Genomic DNA, 18,865 nt, shown 5'->3' with positions numbered 1-18,865 from the left:
CGGCAACATGCCGCCCCCTTTCTTTTGCTCCGGCCGCCGCCGGCCGCGTCCGTCGGGACCCGGGTTTGCGGCGGCTCCTGCCCGAAATACCCGATGTCCTCTGCCGAACGCACGCGGCGCCGCCGCCTGCTGCTCAAGTTCCTGCCGCTGGGCGCCATGCCCGTCCCGATGATGCACGCCACTGCGGCCCGCGCGGCCGAAGGGCCGGCGGGCCATCACCCGCTAGCGCTGGTGTTGCCGTTTCCGCCGGGCGGCAGTGTCGACATCGTCGCGCGGCAATTGCAGCCGGGCCTGAAGGCGGCGTTGAGGCAGACCGTGGTGGTCGACAACAAGCCGGGCGCCGGCGGGCTCATCGCCTCCAGCACGGTGGCGCGCGCGAAGCCCGACGGCAGCACGCTGCTGATGGCCTTCGACACCCACGCGATCAATCCCTTCGCCTACAAGCAGCTTCCCTACGACACCTTCCGCGATTTCGCGCCGATCTCGCAGCTGGTGCGCTTCCCGCTGGTGATCGCCGCGCATCCGTCGCTGCCCGCGTCCAATGTGCGCGAACTGGTGGCGCTGGCCAGGGCGAAGCCCGACGGGGTGCGCTATGCCTCGTCCGGCATCGGCAGCCTGAACCAGCTCGCCGCCGAGGCGCTGGCGACCGAAACCGGTGTGCATATGCTGCACGTACCGTACAAGGGCGGCGGCCCGGCGGTGCAGGCGGTGCTGTCCAATGAGGTCGATCTCTTCTTCAGCAGCTATGCTGCAGTGCAGGCGCACGTGGCCGCGCGCACCATCAAGGTGCTGGGCGTGACCGGCACCAGCCGTTTGCGCCAGTTGCCGCAGGTGCCGACGGTGGCGGAGCAGGGCATCAAGGGCTTCGAGGCTTACTCGTGGATCGGCGTTTTTGGCCCGGCGGGCTTGCCACCGGCGACGGTGGCGCGCATCCACGACGCGCTGGTCGAGTCGCTGCGCCAGCCGCGCGTGGTCGAGGCGCTGGCCGCGCAGGGGTTCGAGATCGTGGGCGGCAGCCCCGCCGAGCTTGGCAATCTGGTGCGCCACCAGCACGACAAATGGCAGGCGGTGGCGCGCAAGGCGAATATCCAGTTCGAATGACGGCGGCGGGCGCACCGGCGCCTGCCGAAACCAACCAAGGACGTCGATGGCGACTCAACCGGAAATGTTCGACCACGCCGTGGTGGTGTGCCCCGACCTCGATGCCGGGGCGCAGGCCTGGCGCCGGCTCGGCTTTACGCTGACGCCGCGGGGCTACCACACGCTCGGCTCGCAGAACCACTGCATCATGCTGCGGCGCGACTACATCGAGCTGCTGCACGTCAGTGGGCCCAGCCCGAGCCGGCAGTACTACTGGGACGCGCAGGCGCGCGGCGGCGGTTGCGCGGCGATGTCGTGCAAGAGCGATGATGCCTTCGGTACCGCCGCGCAGCTGCGTGGGTCGGGCTGGCACACGTCGGACCCCATCGAGTTTTCACGCCCGGTACGGCTCGACGATGGCAGCGAGCACACCGCAACGTTTCGGGTGACGGCGCTGGACGATGCGCCGGGCGCGCGCTTTTTCGTCTGCGAACATCGCACACCTGAGCTGCTGTGGCGGCCCGAGTGGACCGGCCATGCCAACGGCGCGCAAAGCATCGCCACCATGTTTCTGGTGGTGGCGCCGGCCCTGGTCGATGCCGCCGCGCATGCCTATGCGGAACTGACCGGTGGCGAGCTGACGCAGTTGAGCGAGCATGTCTGCAGCCTGGCGCTGGACGATGCCACGCTGGTCATCAGCACGCCGCAGGCGTTGGCGTCAGCGACCGGGACGGCCCATGTGCGGCGCGGCGGGCCGGGCTATGCGGCGATCCGCTTGCGCACCACGGACCTGGCCGCTGCGCGGGCTGGCTGGCGTGCTGAAGGTGTGCCGACACATGACCTGGGGCCGCGCGAGACGTTGGTGCTGGCTGAGGCGGCTGGTGGTGTGGCGTTGTTGTTTGAGCAGCAGGGCTGAGGGCGGGCTGCGGCTTATTGGTCTTGAGTGACCAATTGGGTGCTCCCTCTCCCGCAAGCGGGAGAGGGGAGCAAACCAGCTCAGGCGCTAACCTTGGCGTGATGCACCCCCGTCGAGCCAAAACCACCAGCCCCACGCACACTGTCCTCACTGAACTCGTCCACCGTCGTAAACACCGGCCGCAGCACCGGCACGAACATCATCTGCGCGATGCGCTCGCCCGGCTGGATCACGATGGGTTCGGTGCCCGGCGCATTGCGGTTCCACACGCTGACCATGATCTGGCCCTGGTAGTCGGCATCGATCACGCCGATCGAGTTGCCCAGCACCAGGCCCTTCTTGTGGCCCAGCCCCGAGCGCGGCACGATGGTCGCGGCCATGTACGGGTTGCCCATATGCACGGCGATGCCGGCCGGCACCAGTTGCGCGGCGGTACCCGGCGCGATCGACACGGGTGCGTCGACGCAGGCGTGCAGGTCGATGGCGGCGGCCATCTCGCTCTGGTAGGCGGGCAGGCCCCATTCGTTCAGGCGCGCATCGAGCACCTTGATTTCGACGGTCGGGTTCAGTGGCTGGGTCATAAACAATCTCGGGGAATTCGTTTCAACAATCAGGGACGCGCGCGTCCGGGCAGGCGCTGGCCGATGGCGGCAACGAGCTGGCGTGCCAGCGACAGCTTGTCGGCGCGCGGCAAGCGCGTCATGCCGGCGGCGTCGAACAGCACGATCTCGTTGTCATCGAGGCCGAAGGTATGGTGGCCGATATTGCCCACCAGCAACGGCACGCCCTTGCGCTGGCGCTTCTGCTCGCCGTACTGCTCAAGGTTCTCGCTCTCGGCGGCGAAGCCCACGCAGTAGGGCGCATCGGCACGGGCCGCGACGGTGGCGAGGATGTCGGGGTTCTGCACGAACTGCAGCGTCGGTGTGTCGGTGTCGTTGGCCTTTTTCAGCTTCTGCTGAGAGACCTCTGCCGGGCGCCAGTCGGCCACCGCGGCCACGGCGACAAAGACATCCACGCCCGGCAGCTGCGCCAGCACCGCGTCATGCATCTGCTGCGCGCTGCGCACATCGGTGCGCACCACGCCACGCGGCGTCGGCAGGCCGGTGGGACCGGCCACCAGCAGCACCTCGGCGCCGGCCTCGCGCGCCGCGCGCGCGATCGAGAAGCCCATCTTGCCCGACGACAGGTTGGTGATGCCGCGCACCGGGTCGATCGCCTCGAAGGTCGGGCCGGCGGTGATCAGCACACGCTTGCCTTGCAGCGGCTTGGGCTGGAAGAAGGCGATGATGTCGTCGAGCAGCTCTTCCGGCTCCAGCATGCGGCCGTCGCCGACCTCGCCGCAGGCCTGGTCGCCGCTGCCGGGGCCGAGGATGGTCACGCCATCGGCGCGCAGTTGCGCGGCATTGCGCTGGGTAGCCGGCGCGGCCCACATCTGGCGGTTCATCGCCGGCGCCACCAGCAGCGGGCAGTCGCGCGCGATACACAGCGTGCTCAGCAGGTCATCGCACAGGCCGTTGGCCAGTCGCGCCATGAAATCGGTCGAGGCAGGGGCAATGACGATGGCGTCGGCCTCGCGCGAGAGGTCGATATGCGCCATGTTGTTGTCGATGCGGGCGTCCCACTGCGACAGGAACACCGGGCGGCCGGACAGCGCCTGCATCGTCACCGGCGTGATGAAATGCGCTGCCGCCTCGGTCATCGCCACCTGCACCGTGGCGCCGGCCTTGGTCAGCAGCCGGACCAGTTCGGCCGACTTGTAGCAGGCGATGCCGCCGGTCAGGCCGAGAACGATGTGCTTGCCGCGCAAATCCATGGTGGGGAACCTGGCTGAGGGAGATAGGAAATGATAACGGCTAGGCCGGCTGCGGGTTTGCTCCCCTCTCACGCATGCCGCAGAGGGGAACACAATCGGGGCGTTCAGTTCCGCCGCACCCGCCGCAATTCATCCACGATCAGCAGCACCGCCCCAACCGTGATTGCGCAGTCGGCCACGTTGAACGCCGGCCAGTGGTAGTTGCGCACGTAGAAGTCCAGGAAGTCGACGACGTGGCCATAGATCACGCGGTCGATCACGTTGCCGACCGCGCCGCCCAGGATCAGCGACACCGCGAAGCAGAACAGCCGCTGCCCGGTGTGGCGGTACAGCAGCCACACGATAAACGCGCCCACCACAATGCCCAGCCCGGTGAAGAACCAGCGCTGCCAGCCACCGGCATCGGCCAGGAAGCTGAACGCCGCGCCCTTGTTGTAGACCAGCACCAGGTTGAAGAAGCTCGTGACCGGGCGCGATTCACCATAGGTGAAGCTGCGCACGATGACGATCTTGAAGAACTGGTCGAGCACCACCACCAGCAGCGCGAAGGCCAGCCACAGCAGCGGGGTGGTGTTGCTGGCGGCCTTGCCGTTACGGCGTGCCGGGCGTGCGGAACGGGACGTAGTCGATGCCATCAGGCATGGCTCCTGTGTTCACCGGCGCCGAACAGATTGCTGTCGCAGCGCCCGCAAAGGGTGGGGTGGTCCGGGTTGTGGCCGACATCGGCGCGGTAGTGCCAGCAGCGCTCGCACTTGGCGTGCGCCGACGGCGTCACCGTCACCAGCAGGTCGCCGGCTTCGGGCGCGGGCGTGACCTTGGCCGACGAGGTCAGCAGCACGAAGCGCAGGTCGTCGCCCAGGCTTTGCAGCGCTTCCAGCACCGGGCCGCCGGCCTGGATCGTCAGCTCGGCCTGCAGCGACGAACCGATCTCGCCCTCGACGCGCACCGCTTCGAGCTGCCTGGTGACTTCGGCGCGCACTTCGCGCAGCGTGTGCCACTTCTGCAGCAGGTCGTCGGCGTCGTCCACTGCCGGCACCGCGTAGTAGGTGCTGGTGAAGATGGTGTCGGCATGCTCGGTGCCGTGGGCAAACACCTGCCACGCCTCTTCGGCGGTGAACGACAGGAACGGCGCCATCCAGTGCAGCATTGCCTGGGTGATGTGGTACAGCGCGTTCTGCGCGGCACGGCGGGCCTTGGAGTCCGCCGCCGTGGTGTACAGCCGGTCCTTCAGCACGTCCAGGTAGAAGCCGCCCAGGTCTTCCGAGCAGAAGGTCTGCAGCTTGGCCACCACCGGGTGGAATTCATAGGCCTCGTAGTGCGACAGCACTTCCTTCTGCAGCCGTTCGGTCAGCGCCACCGCGTAGCGGTCGATCTCCAGCCATTCCGAAGCCGGCAGCGCGTGTTTCGCGTGGTCGTAGTCGGACAGGTTCGACAGCAGGAAGCGCAGCGTATTGCGGATGCGGCGATAGCTTTCCACCACGCGCTTGAGGATCTCGTCGGAGATCGACAGCTCGCCCGAGTAGTCGGTCGAGGCCACCCACAGGCGGATGATCTCGGCGCCCATCTTGTTCGAGATGTCCTGCGGCGACACCGTGTTGCCGACCGACTTCGACATCTTGCGCCCTTCGCCGTCGACGGTGAAGCCGTGCGTCAGCAGCGCCTTGTAGGGCGGCTTGCCGTACAGCATCGACGCGGTCAGCAGCGACGAATGGAACCAGCCGCGGTGCTGGTCCGAGCCTTCCAGGTACAGGTCGGCCAGACGGCCGTCGGCTTCATCGGCCGCCGGCTCATACAGGTCGTCGCGGTGCGAGCCGCGGATCACGGTCCAGTGCGTGGTGCCGGAGTCGAACCACACGTCCAGCGTGTCGCGGTTCTTCTCGTACTGGCTGGCCTCGTCGCCCAGCAGCTCGGCCGGGTCCAGCGTCTGCCAGGCCTCGATGCCTTGCTGCTCGACGCGTTTCGCGATGGCTTCCAGCAGCTCGGGCGTGCGCGGATGCAGCGCGCCGGTTTCCTTGTGCACGAAGAACGCCATCGGCACGCCCCACTGGCGCTGGCGCGACAGCGTCCAGTCCGGCCGGTGGGCGATCATGTTGTGCAGGCGCTGCTTGCCCCACGCCGGGTAGAACTCGGTCGCGTCGATGCCGGCCAGCGCGGTCTCGCGCAGGGTGCCGCCGTTGTCGGCCGGGTCCACATCCATGCCCGCGAACCACTGCGAGGTGGCGCGGTAGATGATCGGCGACTTGTGGCGCCAGCAGTGCATGTAGCTGTGGGTGTACTTGTGCGAGTTGAACAGGTTGCCCGAAGCCTCCAGCACCTCGACGATCTTGGGGTTGGCATCCCAGATCGACAGCCCGCCGAACAGCGGCAGCGTGCCGGCGTAGACGCCGTTGCCCATGACCGGGCTGATGATGTCCGAGTCGGGCATGCCGTGCGCCTTGCACGACTGGAAGTCTTCCACGCCGTAGGCGGGCGCCGAGTGCACGATGCCCGAGCCCGTGTCGGTGGTGACGTAGTCCCCCAGGTAGACCGGCGACAGGCGGTCAAAGCCGGCGTCCATCCTGGCCAGCGGATGGTGGAAGCGGATTTCCGACAGCGCCGCGCCGGTGGTGGTGGCGACGACCTTGCCTTCCAGGCCGTAGACCTTCAGTTGCTCCTCCACCTGCTCGGTCGCCAGGATCAGGTAGCCGCGCGAGGTCTCGACCAGCGCGTACTCGACCTCGGGGTGCACGTTCAGCGCCTGGTTGCTCGGAATCGTCCACGGCGTGGTGGTCCAGATCACGATCCAGCCCGGCTTGCCGTCGAGCTGGTCGAACGGCACCTTGAAGGCGTGCGCCAGCTTGTCGGCTTCGGCGAACGGGAAGCCCACGTCGATCGACAAGTCGACCTTGTCCTTGTACTCGACCTCAGCCTCGGCCAGCGCCGAGCCGCAGTCGAAGCACCAGTTCACCGGCTTCAGGCCGCGGAACACATAGCCCTTCTCCATGATCTTGCCGAGCGCGCGCAGTTCGTCCGCCTCGTTGCGGTAGTTCATGGTCAGGTAGGGGTGGTCCCAGTCGCCCAGCACGCCCAGGCGCTCGAAGTCCGCCATCTGCCGCTTGATCTGCTCGGTTGCGTACGCGCGCGCCTTGGCCTGGACTTCCTGCACCGGCAGGCCCTTGCCGAACTGCTTCTCGATCTGGATCTCGATCGGCATGCCGTGGCAGTCCCAGCCCGGCACGTAGACGGCGTCGAGCCCGTTCAGGCCGCGCGCCTTGATGATCATGTCCTTGAGCACCTTGTTGACGGCGTGGCCGATATGGATGTCGCCGTTGGCGTACGGCGGGCCGTCATGCAGCACGAACTTCTTCGCCCCCTGGCGCGCCGCGCGGATCTTCTTGTAGATCTGCTTGTCCTGCCACTGCTTGACCCACTGCGGCTCGCGCCTGGGCAGGTCGCCACGCATCGGGAAGGGCGTGTCGAGCAGGTTGACGGGGTATTTGTTCTTCTCGGGCTTGGCGCGTTTGTCGTCGGACATTTCGATTCTCGGAGCAATTCGGTTGGCGCGCGGCCGGCGGGCAGGCCGGCGGCGCGCGTGAAGACTGGGGCAGGCGGCGTGCGAACCGGGGCCCGCGCGGCAGCGTCGCGTGGGCGGGCGCCGGCCGCTAGCTAATTCGGTCGGTGGCGGAGGTAGCGAAGTCGCGGCCGCCCGCGCCTTCGGCCGCGCCCGGCGCGGTCAGGCCGAAGAAGGCGCGCGCGTCGGCGCTGTCCTTGGCGATCGCGGCGGTCAGTTCTTCCAGGCTGTCGAAGCGCGCTTCGTCGCGCAGCTTCTTCATGAACTCGACCCGCACCAGCTTGCCGTACAGGCTGTCGTTGAAGTCGAACAGGTGGACTTCCAGCAGCACGCGGCCGGCGTCCTCGATGGTCGGGCGCACGCCGATGCTGGCCACGCCGGGCAGCGGATGCTCGGCAATGCCGTGCACCTGCACCACGAAGATGCCGCTGACCGCCGGGCGCTTGTGCGAGATACGCAGGTTCAGCGTCGGGAAGCCCAGGTCGCGGCCCAGCTTGCGGCCATGGATCACGTGGCCGCTGATGGCATAGCCGTGGCCCAGCAGGCGCCGCGCGTGCTCCAGGTCGCCTTCGGCCAGCGCCTGGCGCACTGCCGAGCTGGAGATGCGGATGCCGCCTTCGGAAACCGAGCCCATCTGCTCGACATCGAAGCCGTAGCGGCGCCCGGCTTCCTGCAGGTAGGCGAAGTCGCCGGCTCGCTTCGCGCCGAAGCGGAAATCGTCGCCGACCAGCACCCAGCGCGCATGCAGCCCGTGCCACAGCACGTTCTCGACGAACTGCTGCGGCGATTGCGCGGCAAAGTGGGCGTTGAAGTGTTCCACCACCACGCGGTCGACGCCGTTGCGCCGCAGGCTTTCCAGCTTGTCGCGCAGCAGCGCGATGCGGGTGGGAGCCTTGTCCGGGGTGAAGAATTCGCGCGGATGCGGCTCGAAGGTCATCACGCACAGCGGCAGGCCGCGCGCGTCGGCAGCCGCGCGCGCACGCGCGAGCAGCGACTGGTGGCCGCGATGCACACCGTCGAAATTGCCGATGGTGAGCGCGCAGGGCGCCCGGCTCTCGGCGTTGGGCAGGCCGCGGAAGACTTTCACAGGGACGGCGGGAACTGTTTCAGGTAAAGCGAGCATTATAAGGCGAATGGGTCGGCTTGCCGCCCCCGGCGCCCGCAGCCGGCGCGGGGCTGCTGTTTTTGTGCCTCAACCGGCCCTCCCGGCATGGCGCGTTGCCGCAAAAGGCGGCATGATAGCGGTCACCTCGGCGTCACCCGGGCATCACTTCGGGCATTAGACCGAGGCTCCCCGTTCCATTTCGCCTCCGGTGAGCCCCCTGATCGGATCCTGATTCCAGCCCATTCCACGCCAGCCTCACTTGAACGCGCTGCCCAACCGGTTCTTCTCCCGGCTCCTGCCCCGACTGCTGCCCCAATCGACCGCGGAGCTTGACGTCGAGACACGCGCCAAGCTGATGGCCATCGTGCACAAGAACTCGCCCACGGCGATCGTGGCCTCGGTGCTGCTGCCGGCGCTGACCACGCTGGGGTTCTGGGGTGACGCAAGCCATGGGGCATTGCTGGGCTGGTGCGCGGGGATGCTGCTGCTGACCGCGGGCGCGCTGTGGTTCTACCACGGCTACCAGCGCGATGCCGCATCGATGAGCCGCTCCGCGCATACGCGCAAGTGGTGGAACAACATGCGCGGGGTGGCCTTCCTGACCGGGGTGACATGGGGCAGTTCGGCGCTGCTGCATTTGTATACGGACTCGGCGGTGTTCTCGAGCGTGCTGTACCTGCTGACGCTGGGGGTGATTGCGGGCGGCGCGGTGTCGCAGGCGCCGGTGCCGTCCAACCTGGTCTACGCCGGCGTGCCGATCCTGGTGCCCAACCTGCTGATGGCGGAATTCGCCTTCCCCGGCCATGGCGCCTATGTGCAGGTACTGCTGGTGATCTACGGGCTGATGCTGTCGCGCCATGCGTTCAACCTGCAGGTCACGCTGGTGCGCGCGATCCAGCTCGAAGGCGACAGCCGGCGACTCGCCAAGCAGTTCCAGGAAGAGAAAGAGCGCGCGCTGCATGCCAGCGAGGAGAAATCGCGCTTTCTTGCCGCCGCCAGCCATGACCTGCGCCAGCCGGTGCATGCGCTGGTGATGCTGGTGGAGGCGCTGCGCGCGCGCAACCAGTCGACGGCGCTGCATCCGCTGGTCGAGCAGGTGGCGGCCGGCACCCAGACCATCGATCTGCTGTTCCGCTCGCTGCTGGACCTGTCCAAGCTGGAAGGGCGCAAGGTGTTGCCGACACTGGAACCGTGCGAGCTCGGCGCACTGATCCGCGACGTGATGAGCCAGTTCGCCGCCGACGCGCGCGAAAGCGGCCTCACGCTGACGCCGCGCGTGCCCGACGAGTTGTACGCGATGGCCGAGCCGGTGCTGCTGCGCCGCGCGCTGTTCAACCTCGTGCAGAACGCGCTGCGCTACACCCAGCGCGGCGGCGTGCTGGTGACCGCGCGACAGCGCCGCAAGCATGTGCGGCTGGAGGTGTGGGACACCGGCGCGGGCGTCACGCCCGAACACCTGCCGGAAATCTTCTCGCCGTACTACCAGGTCAACAACCCGCAACGCGATCCGTCGCAGGGCCTGGGACTGGGGCTGGCAATCTTCAAGGAGTGCGTGCGGCTGATGCGCGGCACCTATGGGGTGCGTTCCGTGCCGGGCAAGGGCTCCGTGTTCTGGTTCGCGCTGGCGCCGGTGCCGGCCGAGACCGTGGCCAGCGTGCGCGAGATGCGCGCCGTGGCGCAGGCGGAGGTGGCCAAGCCCGATCGCCTGCAGGGCACGGTGCTGGTGGTGGACGACGACAACCAGATCCGCAAGGCCTGGATCGCGCTGATGGAAGCCTGGGGCATCCGCGTAGCCTGCGCCGCCCATGGCGCCGAGGCCGACAAGCTGTTTGCCCGTGGCCTGCGCCCGGACATCATCTTCTGCGACCTGCGCCTGCCGGGCAGCGAGAACGGGCTGGACCTGCTCGAGCGGTGGCAGAACACGCAGCCGCAGGCGCGCAGCGCGCTGCTGACCGGGGACCTGAAGTCAGCCGCGCTGGCGGCGGCGGAAGAGGCGGGATATTTCGTGCTGCCCAAGCCGGTGGACCCGGCATCGCTGCGCACGCTGCTGCGGCGCTGGCTGCGGCCCGCGTAGGGGTAATCGGGAAAGGGAGGGACCGTGGGGCGCTGGCTGAGCCGGCGCCGCGCTGTCGCCAGCTGGCTTACTGCCGCAGCCGGAAGCGTTCCATCCGCGACATCACCTGCATGCGCGTACGCACGCCCAGGCGCTGCAGGATGGCCGATACGTGTTCCTTGACCGTGTTTTCGGTCAACCCGAGCCGGCGCGCGATCACCTTGTTCGGCAAACCTTCGAGCACCAGTGCCAGCACCGAACCCTGGCGCGGCGTCAGGCCCAGCTCGGCCGGCGTTACGGGGATGCCGTGCGCGGGTCCGAATGACTGGGCGCGCCCGCTCAGCGCTTCATCGGTAGGGAAGGAGGTGTCGCCGGCGAGCACCTTGCGCACTGCCGCGGTAAAGGCATTGGCGTCGAGGTGCTTGCCGACGAAGCCGCACGCCGACAGCGCGCGGGCGCGGCCGACGATCTCGGGCGTGGCCTCGGCGGACATGAAGATAAAGCGTGCGCCGGGGATCACGGTTTTGAACGTCTGCATGGCATCGAAGCCAGTGCCGTCGTTCAGCCAGATATCCAGCAGCACGATGTCAGGCCGAAGCCCTTGTTGCAAGCTAGCCAGGGCTTCGCGGGCACTGCCGGCGGCGTGGACTGCCACATCCGGCATCACTTCGGCCAGGAAAGCCGTAGTGCCTGACAAAGCCATAGGATGATCATCGACCACCAACAACGTCGGTGCAGCGTTCGACATGCGAATTCCCGTCTAATTTCCCGTTTCGTCCTTGTTGTCACCAGCTCTTGCCGCGCTCGGGGCGATGCACAGTTTTGGCGCGTGGACGTAGGGCCCACTCTATCAGAGGGGGCGAAGCGTCACAATCCATCAATCGGGGGTATACGGCGTCGTCACCACATGTTAGAGGCATCGCGGCAAGTCCGGATTTGGTGAATTAAGTACGTAATGGCTTGGCTTTACCGGAGTTTAGCGCCTCGCCTTGGTAGAATTGCGCGATGAAAAAAATTGTCATCTTGATTTCCGGGCGGGGCTCCAACATGGAAGCCATCGTCCGAGCCTGCGCGGGAGGCGGCTGGCCCGCCCGCGTGGCGGCGGTAGTGTCCAACCGGCCCGATGCCGCCGGGCTGCGGTTCGCGCAGCAGCAAGGCATTGAAACCGGCGTGGTCGATCATCGCCAGTACCCTGACCGTGCCGCCTTCGACGTGGCGCTGGCCGAAGCGATCGACGCCCACGCGCCCGACCTGGTGGTGCTGGCGGGCTTCATGCGAATCCTGACGCCCGGCTTTGTCGACCGCTACGCGGGCCGGCTGCTGAATATCCATCCTTCGCTGCTGCCTTGTTTCCCGGGCCTGAACACCCACAAGCAGGCGCTGGACGCGGGCGTCAAGCTGCACGGCGCCACCGTTCACTTCGTTACCCCCGAGCTGGACCACGGCCCGATCGTGATCCAGGCCGCGCTGGACGTGCGGCCCGCCGATACGCCCGAGACCCTGGCCGCACGGCTGCTCGAATGCGAGCACGTGATCTATCCCCGCGCCGTGCAATGGTTCGTCGAGGACCGCCTGCAACTGCAGGACGGCGTGGTCAACGTTATCAACCCGGCCGAGCCGCAATTGCTGATGGCCATCTCCGCCCGATCCCAGGCGGAAGGAGTCCAGGCATGAGTCGCAACGAGGCAGGAACCCGAACGAACCGCGGCGAGGGCCGCGCCCCCGCCCGCGGCAAGGGCAAGGCCAGCCCCATCCGCAAGTCGCCCCATGCCGGCCCCGGCCGCGATGGTGCGCCACGCATGCACGGCGGGCTGCACGCCACCCATATCCAGCATATCGACCGCCTGCTCGGCAAGGTGATGCTGTTCGCACGCCCCGCCGATGCCGTGCTGAGCTACTACTTCCGCGAGAACAGCAAGCTTGGCCACCGCGAGCGCGGCATCATCGCCGAGGCCATCTACGCGGTGCTGCGCCGGCGCGTGGAGTTCGCGCAGTTTGCCGAAAGCGGCACCGGCCCGACTTCGCGCCGCCTGGCGCTGCTGGGCCTGGCCGCCACGCTGGGCCGTGACGTCCTGACGCCGTTCCTGTATCCGGAAGAGGGTGCCTGGCTGGACCGGCTCACCACGATCGAGCGCTCCAGCCTGGCGCCGCGCGTGCGCACCAACCTGCCGGAATGGCTGTACGACGAACTGGTGCGCCAGCACGGCGAGGCCTTCACCGCGGCACTGGGCGATGCCTGGCTGCGGCCGGCCCCGCTGGACCTGCGCGTCAACCTGGCCAAGGGCAGCCGCGAAGCCGCGCTGGCCGAACTGCAGGCCGCCGGCCTGGGCGCCGAGCCCACGCCAATGGCGCCGGCCGGCATCCGCCTGACCGGCAAGCCCGCGCTGAACCAGCTCCCGGCCTACGTCAACGGCCTGGTCGAGGTGCAGGACGAGGGCAGCCAGCTGCTGTGCAACCTGGTGGCACCGAAGCGCGGCGAGATGGTGGTCGACTTCTGCGCTGGCGCCGGCGGCAAGACGCTGGCGCTGGGCGTGGCGATGCGCTCGACCGGCCGGCTGTACGCCTTCGACGTATCGGAAAAGCGCCTGGCCAACCTGAAGCCGCGGCTGGCGCGCAGCGGGCTCTCGAACGTCCATCCGGTGCTGATCGACTCCGAGCGCGACGCCAAGATCAAGCGCCTGGCCGGCAAGATCGACCGGGTGCTGGTGGACGCGCCCTGCAGCGGCCTGGGCACGCTGCGGCGCAATCCGGACCTGAAGTGGCGCCAGACGCCGGAATCGGTGCTGGAACTGACCGCCAAGCAGAGCGCGATCCTGGATTCGGCCGCCCGGCTGGTGAAGGGCGGCGGCCGCGTGGTCTACGCCACCTGCAGTGTGCTCGAGGCCGAAAACGAGGCGATCGTGCGCGATTTCCTCGCCGCGCACCCCAACTTCCGCCTGGTGCCCGCCAGCGAAGTGCTGGCCGAGCAGAAAATCGACGTGCCGAACTTGCCCGCGGATAGCGGCATGTTCGCGCTCTTTCCCCACCTGCACCAGACCGACGGCTTCTTCGCCGCGGTGCTGGAACGCACGAGCTGATGCGCGCCGCCGCCCGCCCGGCAGTTTGCGGGCGGGCGGACTGCGCGAACCCCTGAGTCTCCATGAACGGCGAAACCCTGTCCGACCTGGGCGGCGGCCTGAAAGACCTGAAGGCCTCGCATTCGATGTTCGGCAAGATGCTGGACGACCTGATCCGCGACGCAGGCGGTCCCGGCTTTTTCTGGCAATTGCTGGTGCTGGCCGGCTGCCTGGCGGTGGCCTGGCCGCTGGCGCGCTATGTCGTGCGCCGGCTCGAAGCCCGCTACGAAAGCTCCAGCTTCTCGGTGCGCTTTGCCGCCGCCAGCCTGGAGCGGGCCATGTTCCCGCTGGCCGGCTGGGCGCTGGTGATGATCGCCCGCTTCGCGCTGGAGCCGCTGATACCGATCAGCGTGCTGCGCCTGGCGCTGGTGCCGCTGTTCGGCATCACCGCGCTCAACGTCACCTTCTATATCCTGCGCCGCGTGATGTCCGGCAGCGGCCAGCTCCACGGCATGCTGCTGCTGGTGGAGAAAGTGCTGACCACGCTGGTGTGGGTGAGTATGGCGCTTTACGTGCTGGGCGTGCTGTCGGACGTGGTCGAATGGATGCAGGCGGTGCGCTTCTCGATCGGCGGCAAGCAGAAGATCAGCCTGGCCGATACGCTGTTGGCGGTGGTGTGGATCCTGCTGACGGTGCTGGTGGCGATGTGGTTTGGCTCATGGCTGGAAGAGCGGCTGATGCGCTCGAACAGCCTCGACGTCAACCTGAAGGTGGTGCTCACGCGCATCTCCAAGGCGCTGCTGCTGTTGGTGTCGCTGCTGCTGAGCCTGTCGCTGGTGGGGATCGACCTGACGGTGCTGTCGGTGTTCGGCGGCGCGCTGGGCGTGGGCCTCGGCCTGGGTTTGCAGAAGATCGCCAGCAACTACATCTCCGGCTTCATCATCCTGCTGGACCGCTCGGTCAAGCTGGGCGACCAGATCACGGTGGACAAGTACACCGGCATCGTGTCGCAGATCCGCACCCGCTACACCGTGGTGCGTAACGGCGACGGCGAAACGCTGGTGCCGAACGAGCAACTGGTGGCGCAGGCGGTGCAGAACCATTCCTTCTCCAACACCAATGTGCGCGTAGCGACACGCGTGCAGGCCGACTACAACGCCGATCCCGAGACCGTGATCGCGCTGCTGACCGCCTGCGTGCGCGACCTGCCGCGCGTGTTGCCCGACCCGGAGCCGGCCGCGTTCCTGGTGATGTTTGCGGACAGCGGCATCGAGTACGAGGTCGCGGTGTTTGTCGCCGATCCTCAGAACGGCAAGCTCGGGGTGCAATCGGCGATGAACCGCGCGATCTGGCGCATGCTGCGCGACCACGGCATTTCGATCCCGTATCCGCAGCGCGAGGTGCGCGTGCTGGGCGATACGCCGTTGCCCGGCATGGCGGCTGCGGCACATCCGGAACAGCTGCCCGAAGCGGCGAATGCGCCATAGGCGACACGAGGACGCCCTGTCCGGGGCAGGCGTCGCATGCGCCACCCCTGGAACGAAAAGCGTTGCACTCCGTCCAAATCCGGGTAACAGCGTATGCCTGCGCCTGTGACGATCCGGTAGAATACAGGGTTGTCGCGGGTTGCACGCATCCCGCTCCCCACATCAGACACAGCCGCCAGATTGCAGCGGCTCGTTCCCGTGTCTTTCGCTGGGCCGCCAGCCACGGCCGGCGCCAGACTCGTGTGCCAGGGAGCCCCGGAGCGACTTCGGGTCCCGCGGCACTCGCCAGACAGCTATCGCAATCAATAGATTCGCAGCTATTTTTTTCTGCGCGTTGTGTGCACCGGCCATCCGCCGGCCTGCACGGGAAAGTCCCTGTTTAACCGACGGAGAACAGTTTGTTCGACATTATTCTTGACTGGGCCGCCAACGGCCTTGCCAACTGGACCTGGTGGGAGATCGTCATCTACACGCTCGTGATGACGCATATCACGATCGCCGGCGTCACCATCTTCCTGCACCGCTGCATGGCGCACCGGTCGCTGGATCTGCACCCCATCGCTCAACACTTCTTCCGCTTCTGGCTGTGGCTGACCACCGGCATGGTCACGCGCGAGTGGACCGCCATCCACCGCAAGCACCACGCCAAGTGCGAAACGGAAGACGATCCCCACAGCCCGCAGACCCGCGGCATCCGCAAGGTGCTGCTGGAAGGCGCCGAGCTGTATCGCGCCGAAGCCAAGAACAAGGAAACCATCGCCAAGTTCAGCCATGGCTGCCCCAACGACTGGATCGAGCGCAACCTGTACTCGCGCTTCACCTGGCAGGGCGTGGGCCTGATGCTGATCATCGACCTGGCGCTGTTCGGCGTGATCGGCATGTCGGTGTGGGCCGTGCAGATGCTGTGGATCCCGATCCATGCCGCCGGCATCATCAATGGCCTCGGCCACTGGTGGGGTTATCGCAACTACGATTGCGAAGACGCCTCGACCAACGTGTCGCCGTGGGGCCTGATCATCGGCGGCGAAGAGCTGCACAACAACCACCACACCTACCCGACCTCGGCCAAGTTCTCGATCAAGTGGTATGAGTTCGACGTGGGCTGGGGCTATATCCGCGCGATGCAGGCGGTGGGCCTGGCCAAGGTCAAGAAGACCCCGCCCAAGGCGCGCCTGGTGGAAGCCCGTCCGGTCGACCACAACACGCTGGAAGCCATCATCGCCAACCGCTATGACGTGATGGCGCGTTACGCCAAGGCCGTCAAGGGTGCGTTCCGCCAGGAACTGGAAAAGCTCAAGGAAGGCCGCGTGGCCGAGTACCGCAGCTACAAGCCGGCGCGCAAGTGGTTCCACCGCGAGGAAACCAAGCTGGCCGCCACGCAGCGCGAGCAGCTGGCCAGCATCGTCGAGCAAAACAAGGCGCTGCAGACCTTTGTGGAAATGCGACGTGAACTGGCCGCCATCTGGGGCCGGTCCAACCTGACGCGCGAGCAGTTGCTGCAGCAACTGCAGGCCTGGTGCCACCGGGCCGAGGCCAGCGGAATCCAGGCGCTGCACGATTTCTCGCTGCGCCTGCGCCGCTACGCCTGATACAATTCGGCCGCGCCGTACGGTTTGACAAAGCCCCGCCCATGGCGGGGCTTTTGTTTTAGATAAACTCCCCCATGTTCTGGCCGGCCGCATACTCGCGGCGGAGGTCTAGAGGAGTACCGGAGATGACCCCACAATCGATCAAGACCGTCGAGTTCGAGAAGCCGAACCTGGCGGATGCCGACAACGCCACTGGCATGAGCTGCGTGGCCCATGCCTGGGCCAAGGTGCCGCCGGTGCTGTCGCCCGATGAGCGCCAGGCGCTGAAGGCGCGTATTCGCCGCTTGCTGAAGGAACGCAACGCGGTGCTGGTGGCGCACTATTACGTCGACGCCGACCTGCAGGACCTGGCCGAAGAGACCGGCGGCTGTGTCTCCGACTCCCTCGAAATGGCCCGCTTCGGGCGCGACCACGAGGCCAAGACCCTGGTGGTGGCCGGTGTGCGCTTCATGGGCGAGACCGCCAAGATCCTCAGCCCCGAGAAGACCGTGCTGATGCCGGACCTGGACGCGACCTGCTCGCTCGACCTGGGCTGCCCGGCCGACGAGTTTGCCGCCTTCTGCGATGCGCAACCGGACCGCACCGTGGTGGTCTACGCCAACACCAGCGCCGCGGTGAAGGCGCGCGCTGACTGGATGGTGACCTCCAGCATCGGCCTGAAGATCGTCGAGCACCTGCACGCGCAGGGCAAGAAGATCCTGTGGGCCCCGGACAAGCACCTGGGCAGCTATATCCAGAAGCAGACCGGCGCCGACATGCTGTTGTGGCAGGGCTCGTGCCTGGTGCACGACGAGTTCAAGGGCATCGAGCTGGACTTGCTGCGCCGCGAATTCCCCAACGCCAAGATCCTGGTCCACCCGGAATCGCCGGAAAACGTGGTGGCGCAGGCCGACGTGGTCGGCTCGACCTCGCAGCTGATTGAGGCCGCGCAGAAGCTGGAGGCGACCGAATTCATCGTCGCTACCGATAACGGCATCCTGCACAAGATGCGCATGGCCGCGCCCGGCAAGCACTTCATCGAAGCGCCCACGGCCGGCAACAGCGCTACCTGCAAGAGCTGCGCGCACTGCCCGTGGATGGCGATGAATGCGCTGACCAACCTGGCCGAGGTGCTCGAAACGGGCCGCAACGAGGTCCATGTCGATCCGGAGATCGGGCGCAAGGCGGTGACCTGCATCAACCGCATGCTCGACTTTGCCGCCGCGCAGAAGCGCAACGTGCGCCCGTCGTCCGACCTGGCCAGGGAGCAGGCGCTGTTCCAGGGGATCGGCCCGGCATGAGCGTGAATCAGATTTTCGACAGCTACGGTCCGGCGCTTCATGACGCGCTGCAAGCCAATGTTCGCGCCGCGATCGATGAGGATGTCGGTACCGGCGACCTGACCGGCCTGCTGGTGCCGGCCGGCAAGGCCGCCCGTGCACGCGTGATCGTGCGTGAGTCGGCAGTGCTGTGCGGCCAGCCGTGGTTCGACGCCTGCATGCGCGCGGTCGATCCGGCGCTGGAGGTGCGCTGGCTGCAGCAAGAGGGCGCGCGCATGGCACGGGATTCGGTGGTGTGCGAGATCAACGGCCCGGCGCGCTCGCTGCTGACGGCTGAACGCCCGTCGCTCAATTTCCTGCAACTGCTGTCCGGCGTGGCCACTGCCACGCGCCGCTACGCCGACCTCATCGCCGGCACCCGCGCGCGCGTGCTGGACACGCGCAAGACGCTGCCCGGCCTGCGCCTGGCGCAGAAGTACGCGGTGCGTATCGGCGGCGGCGAGAACCAGCGCCTGGCGCTCTACGACGGCATCCTGATCAAGGAAAACCATATCGCCGCGGCTGGCAGCATTACCGCCGCGATGCAGGCGGCGCTGGCGCTCGATACCGATGCGCCGGTACAGATCGAGGTGGAATCGCTGCCCGAGCTGGAAGAGGCGCTGGCCGCGGGCGCGAAGTCGGTGCTGATCGACAACTTCACCGTGCCGATGATGCAGGACGCGGTAAAGATCAACCAGGGCAGGGCGTTGCTGGAGGTATCGGGCGGCGTCAATGCGGACACCATCCGTACCTTTGCCGAGACTGGTGTGGATCGGATCTCGGTGGGCGCGCTGACCAAGGACGTGCGGGCGACGGATTATTCGTTGCGGATTATCGGTTGAACTGTCAGTTACGCGGCAAAGAAAAACGGGGTGGGGCCATCAGGCACCACCCCGTTTTTTCTTGCTGTCTGCCGGG

Annotated in this window: 15 protein-coding genes; 9 read left to right on the top strand and 6 right to left on the bottom strand. The window is 67.2% G+C overall.

Features of this window, described 5'->3' with window-relative positions:
• Positions 1 to 93 precede the first annotated feature (93 nt).
• Positions 94 to 1,101, top strand: coding sequence for a tripartite tricarboxylate transporter substrate binding protein (locus tag AB1I47_RS02430; protein WP_354682185.1), 1,008 nt, complete (start codon positions 94 to 96; stop codon positions 1,099 to 1,101).
• A 46-nt stretch (positions 1,102 to 1,147) separates the two neighbouring features.
• Positions 1,148 to 1,996 (top strand): VOC family protein, encoded by an 849-nt coding sequence (locus tag AB1I47_RS02425; protein WP_354682184.1) that lies wholly within the window; start codon positions 1,148 to 1,150, stop codon positions 1,994 to 1,996.
• 80 nt (positions 1,997 to 2,076) lie between these two features.
• On the opposite strand, the gene dut is transcribed toward AB1I47_RS02425, so the two are convergent.
• The 5 genes from dut to AB1I47_RS02400 all read right to left on the bottom strand — a co-directional run bounded on the left by dut (position 2,077) and on the right by AB1I47_RS02400 (position 8,446).
• The gene (gene dut, locus AB1I47_RS02420; protein WP_354682183.1) at positions 2,077 to 2,577 is read right to left on the bottom strand and encodes a dUTP diphosphatase; all 501 of its coding nucleotides are present in this window, start codon (positions 2,575 to 2,577) and stop codon (positions 2,077 to 2,079) included.
• Positions 2,578 to 2,606: 29 nt separating this feature from the next.
• A complete protein-coding gene (coaBC, locus tag AB1I47_RS02415) occupies positions 2,607 to 3,809 on the bottom strand; it encodes a bifunctional phosphopantothenoylcysteine decarboxylase/phosphopantothenate--cysteine ligase CoaBC (protein ID WP_354682182.1) in 1,203 nt (400 codons plus the stop codon).
• Between the two features lie 104 nt (positions 3,810 to 3,913).
• On the bottom strand, positions 3,914 to 4,444 hold the full coding sequence (lspA, locus tag AB1I47_RS02410; protein WP_354682181.1) for a signal peptidase II: 531 nt from the start codon (positions 4,442 to 4,444) through the stop codon (positions 3,914 to 3,916).
• Positions 4,444 to 7,323, bottom strand: a complete 2,880-nt coding sequence (ileS, locus tag AB1I47_RS02405) for an isoleucine--tRNA ligase (protein WP_354682180.1) — start codon at positions 7,321 to 7,323, stop codon at positions 4,444 to 4,446. The genes lspA and ileS overlap by 1 nt, the downstream gene beginning before the upstream one ends.
• 127 nt (positions 7,324 to 7,450) lie before the next feature.
• A complete protein-coding gene (locus AB1I47_RS02400) occupies positions 7,451 to 8,446 on the bottom strand; it encodes a bifunctional riboflavin kinase/FAD synthetase (protein WP_354682179.1) in 996 nt (331 codons plus the stop codon).
• Between the two features lie 277 nt (positions 8,447 to 8,723).
• Between AB1I47_RS02400 and AB1I47_RS02395 the strand changes: the two genes are divergently transcribed.
• The gene (locus AB1I47_RS02395) at positions 8,724 to 10,538 is read left to right on the top strand and encodes an ATP-binding response regulator (protein ID WP_354682178.1); all 1,815 of its coding nucleotides are present in this window, start codon (positions 8,724 to 8,726) and stop codon (positions 10,536 to 10,538) included.
• A gap of 67 nt (positions 10,539 to 10,605) precedes the next feature.
• Here AB1I47_RS02395 and AB1I47_RS02390 read toward each other — a convergent pair whose 3' ends face one another.
• The gene (locus tag AB1I47_RS02390) at positions 10,606 to 11,265 is read right to left on the bottom strand and encodes a response regulator transcription factor (RefSeq protein ID WP_354682177.1); all 660 of its coding nucleotides are present in this window, start codon (positions 11,263 to 11,265) and stop codon (positions 10,606 to 10,608) included.
• 257 nt (positions 11,266 to 11,522) lie between these two features.
• Here AB1I47_RS02390 and purN point away from each other — a divergent pair, with 257 nt between their 5' ends.
• The 6 genes from purN to nadC all read left to right on the top strand — a co-directional run bounded on the left by purN (position 11,523) and on the right by nadC (position 18,789).
• On the top strand, positions 11,523 to 12,191 hold the full coding sequence (purN, locus tag AB1I47_RS02385; RefSeq protein WP_354682176.1) for a phosphoribosylglycinamide formyltransferase: 669 nt from the start codon (positions 11,523 to 11,525) through the stop codon (positions 12,189 to 12,191).
• Complete coding sequence (locus tag AB1I47_RS02380; protein ID WP_354682175.1) at positions 12,188 to 13,594, top strand: RsmB/NOP family class I SAM-dependent RNA methyltransferase; 1,407 nt, start codon at positions 12,188 to 12,190, stop codon at positions 13,592 to 13,594. Before purN ends, AB1I47_RS02380 begins: the two co-directional genes overlap by 4 nt.
• Positions 13,595 to 13,656: 62 nt before the next feature.
• On the top strand, positions 13,657 to 15,060 hold the full coding sequence (locus tag AB1I47_RS02375) for a mechanosensitive ion channel family protein (protein ID WP_354682174.1): 1,404 nt from the start codon (positions 13,657 to 13,659) through the stop codon (positions 15,058 to 15,060).
• A gap of 398 nt (positions 15,061 to 15,458) precedes the next feature.
• Positions 15,459 to 16,649, top strand: a complete 1,191-nt coding sequence (locus AB1I47_RS02370) for a DesA family fatty acid desaturase (protein WP_354682173.1) — start codon at positions 15,459 to 15,461, stop codon at positions 16,647 to 16,649.
• Positions 16,650 to 16,774: 125 nt separating this feature from the next.
• On the top strand, positions 16,775 to 17,929 hold the full coding sequence (gene nadA / locus AB1I47_RS02365; protein ID WP_354682172.1) for a quinolinate synthase NadA: 1,155 nt from the start codon (positions 16,775 to 16,777) through the stop codon (positions 17,927 to 17,929).
• Positions 17,926 to 18,789, top strand: coding sequence for a carboxylating nicotinate-nucleotide diphosphorylase (gene nadC, locus AB1I47_RS02360; protein ID WP_354682171.1), 864 nt, complete (start codon positions 17,926 to 17,928; stop codon positions 18,787 to 18,789). Before nadA ends, nadC begins: the two co-directional genes overlap by 4 nt.
• Positions 18,790 to 18,865: the final 76 nt, after the last annotated feature.

This window comes from Cupriavidus necator, assembly GCF_040578825.1.
Lineage (GTDB): Bacteria > Pseudomonadota > Gammaproteobacteria > Burkholderiales > Burkholderiaceae > Cupriavidus > Cupriavidus necator_E.
The sequence above is the reverse complement of the archived record's forward strand: the minus strand, read 5'-3'. Positions and strand labels throughout refer to the sequence as shown.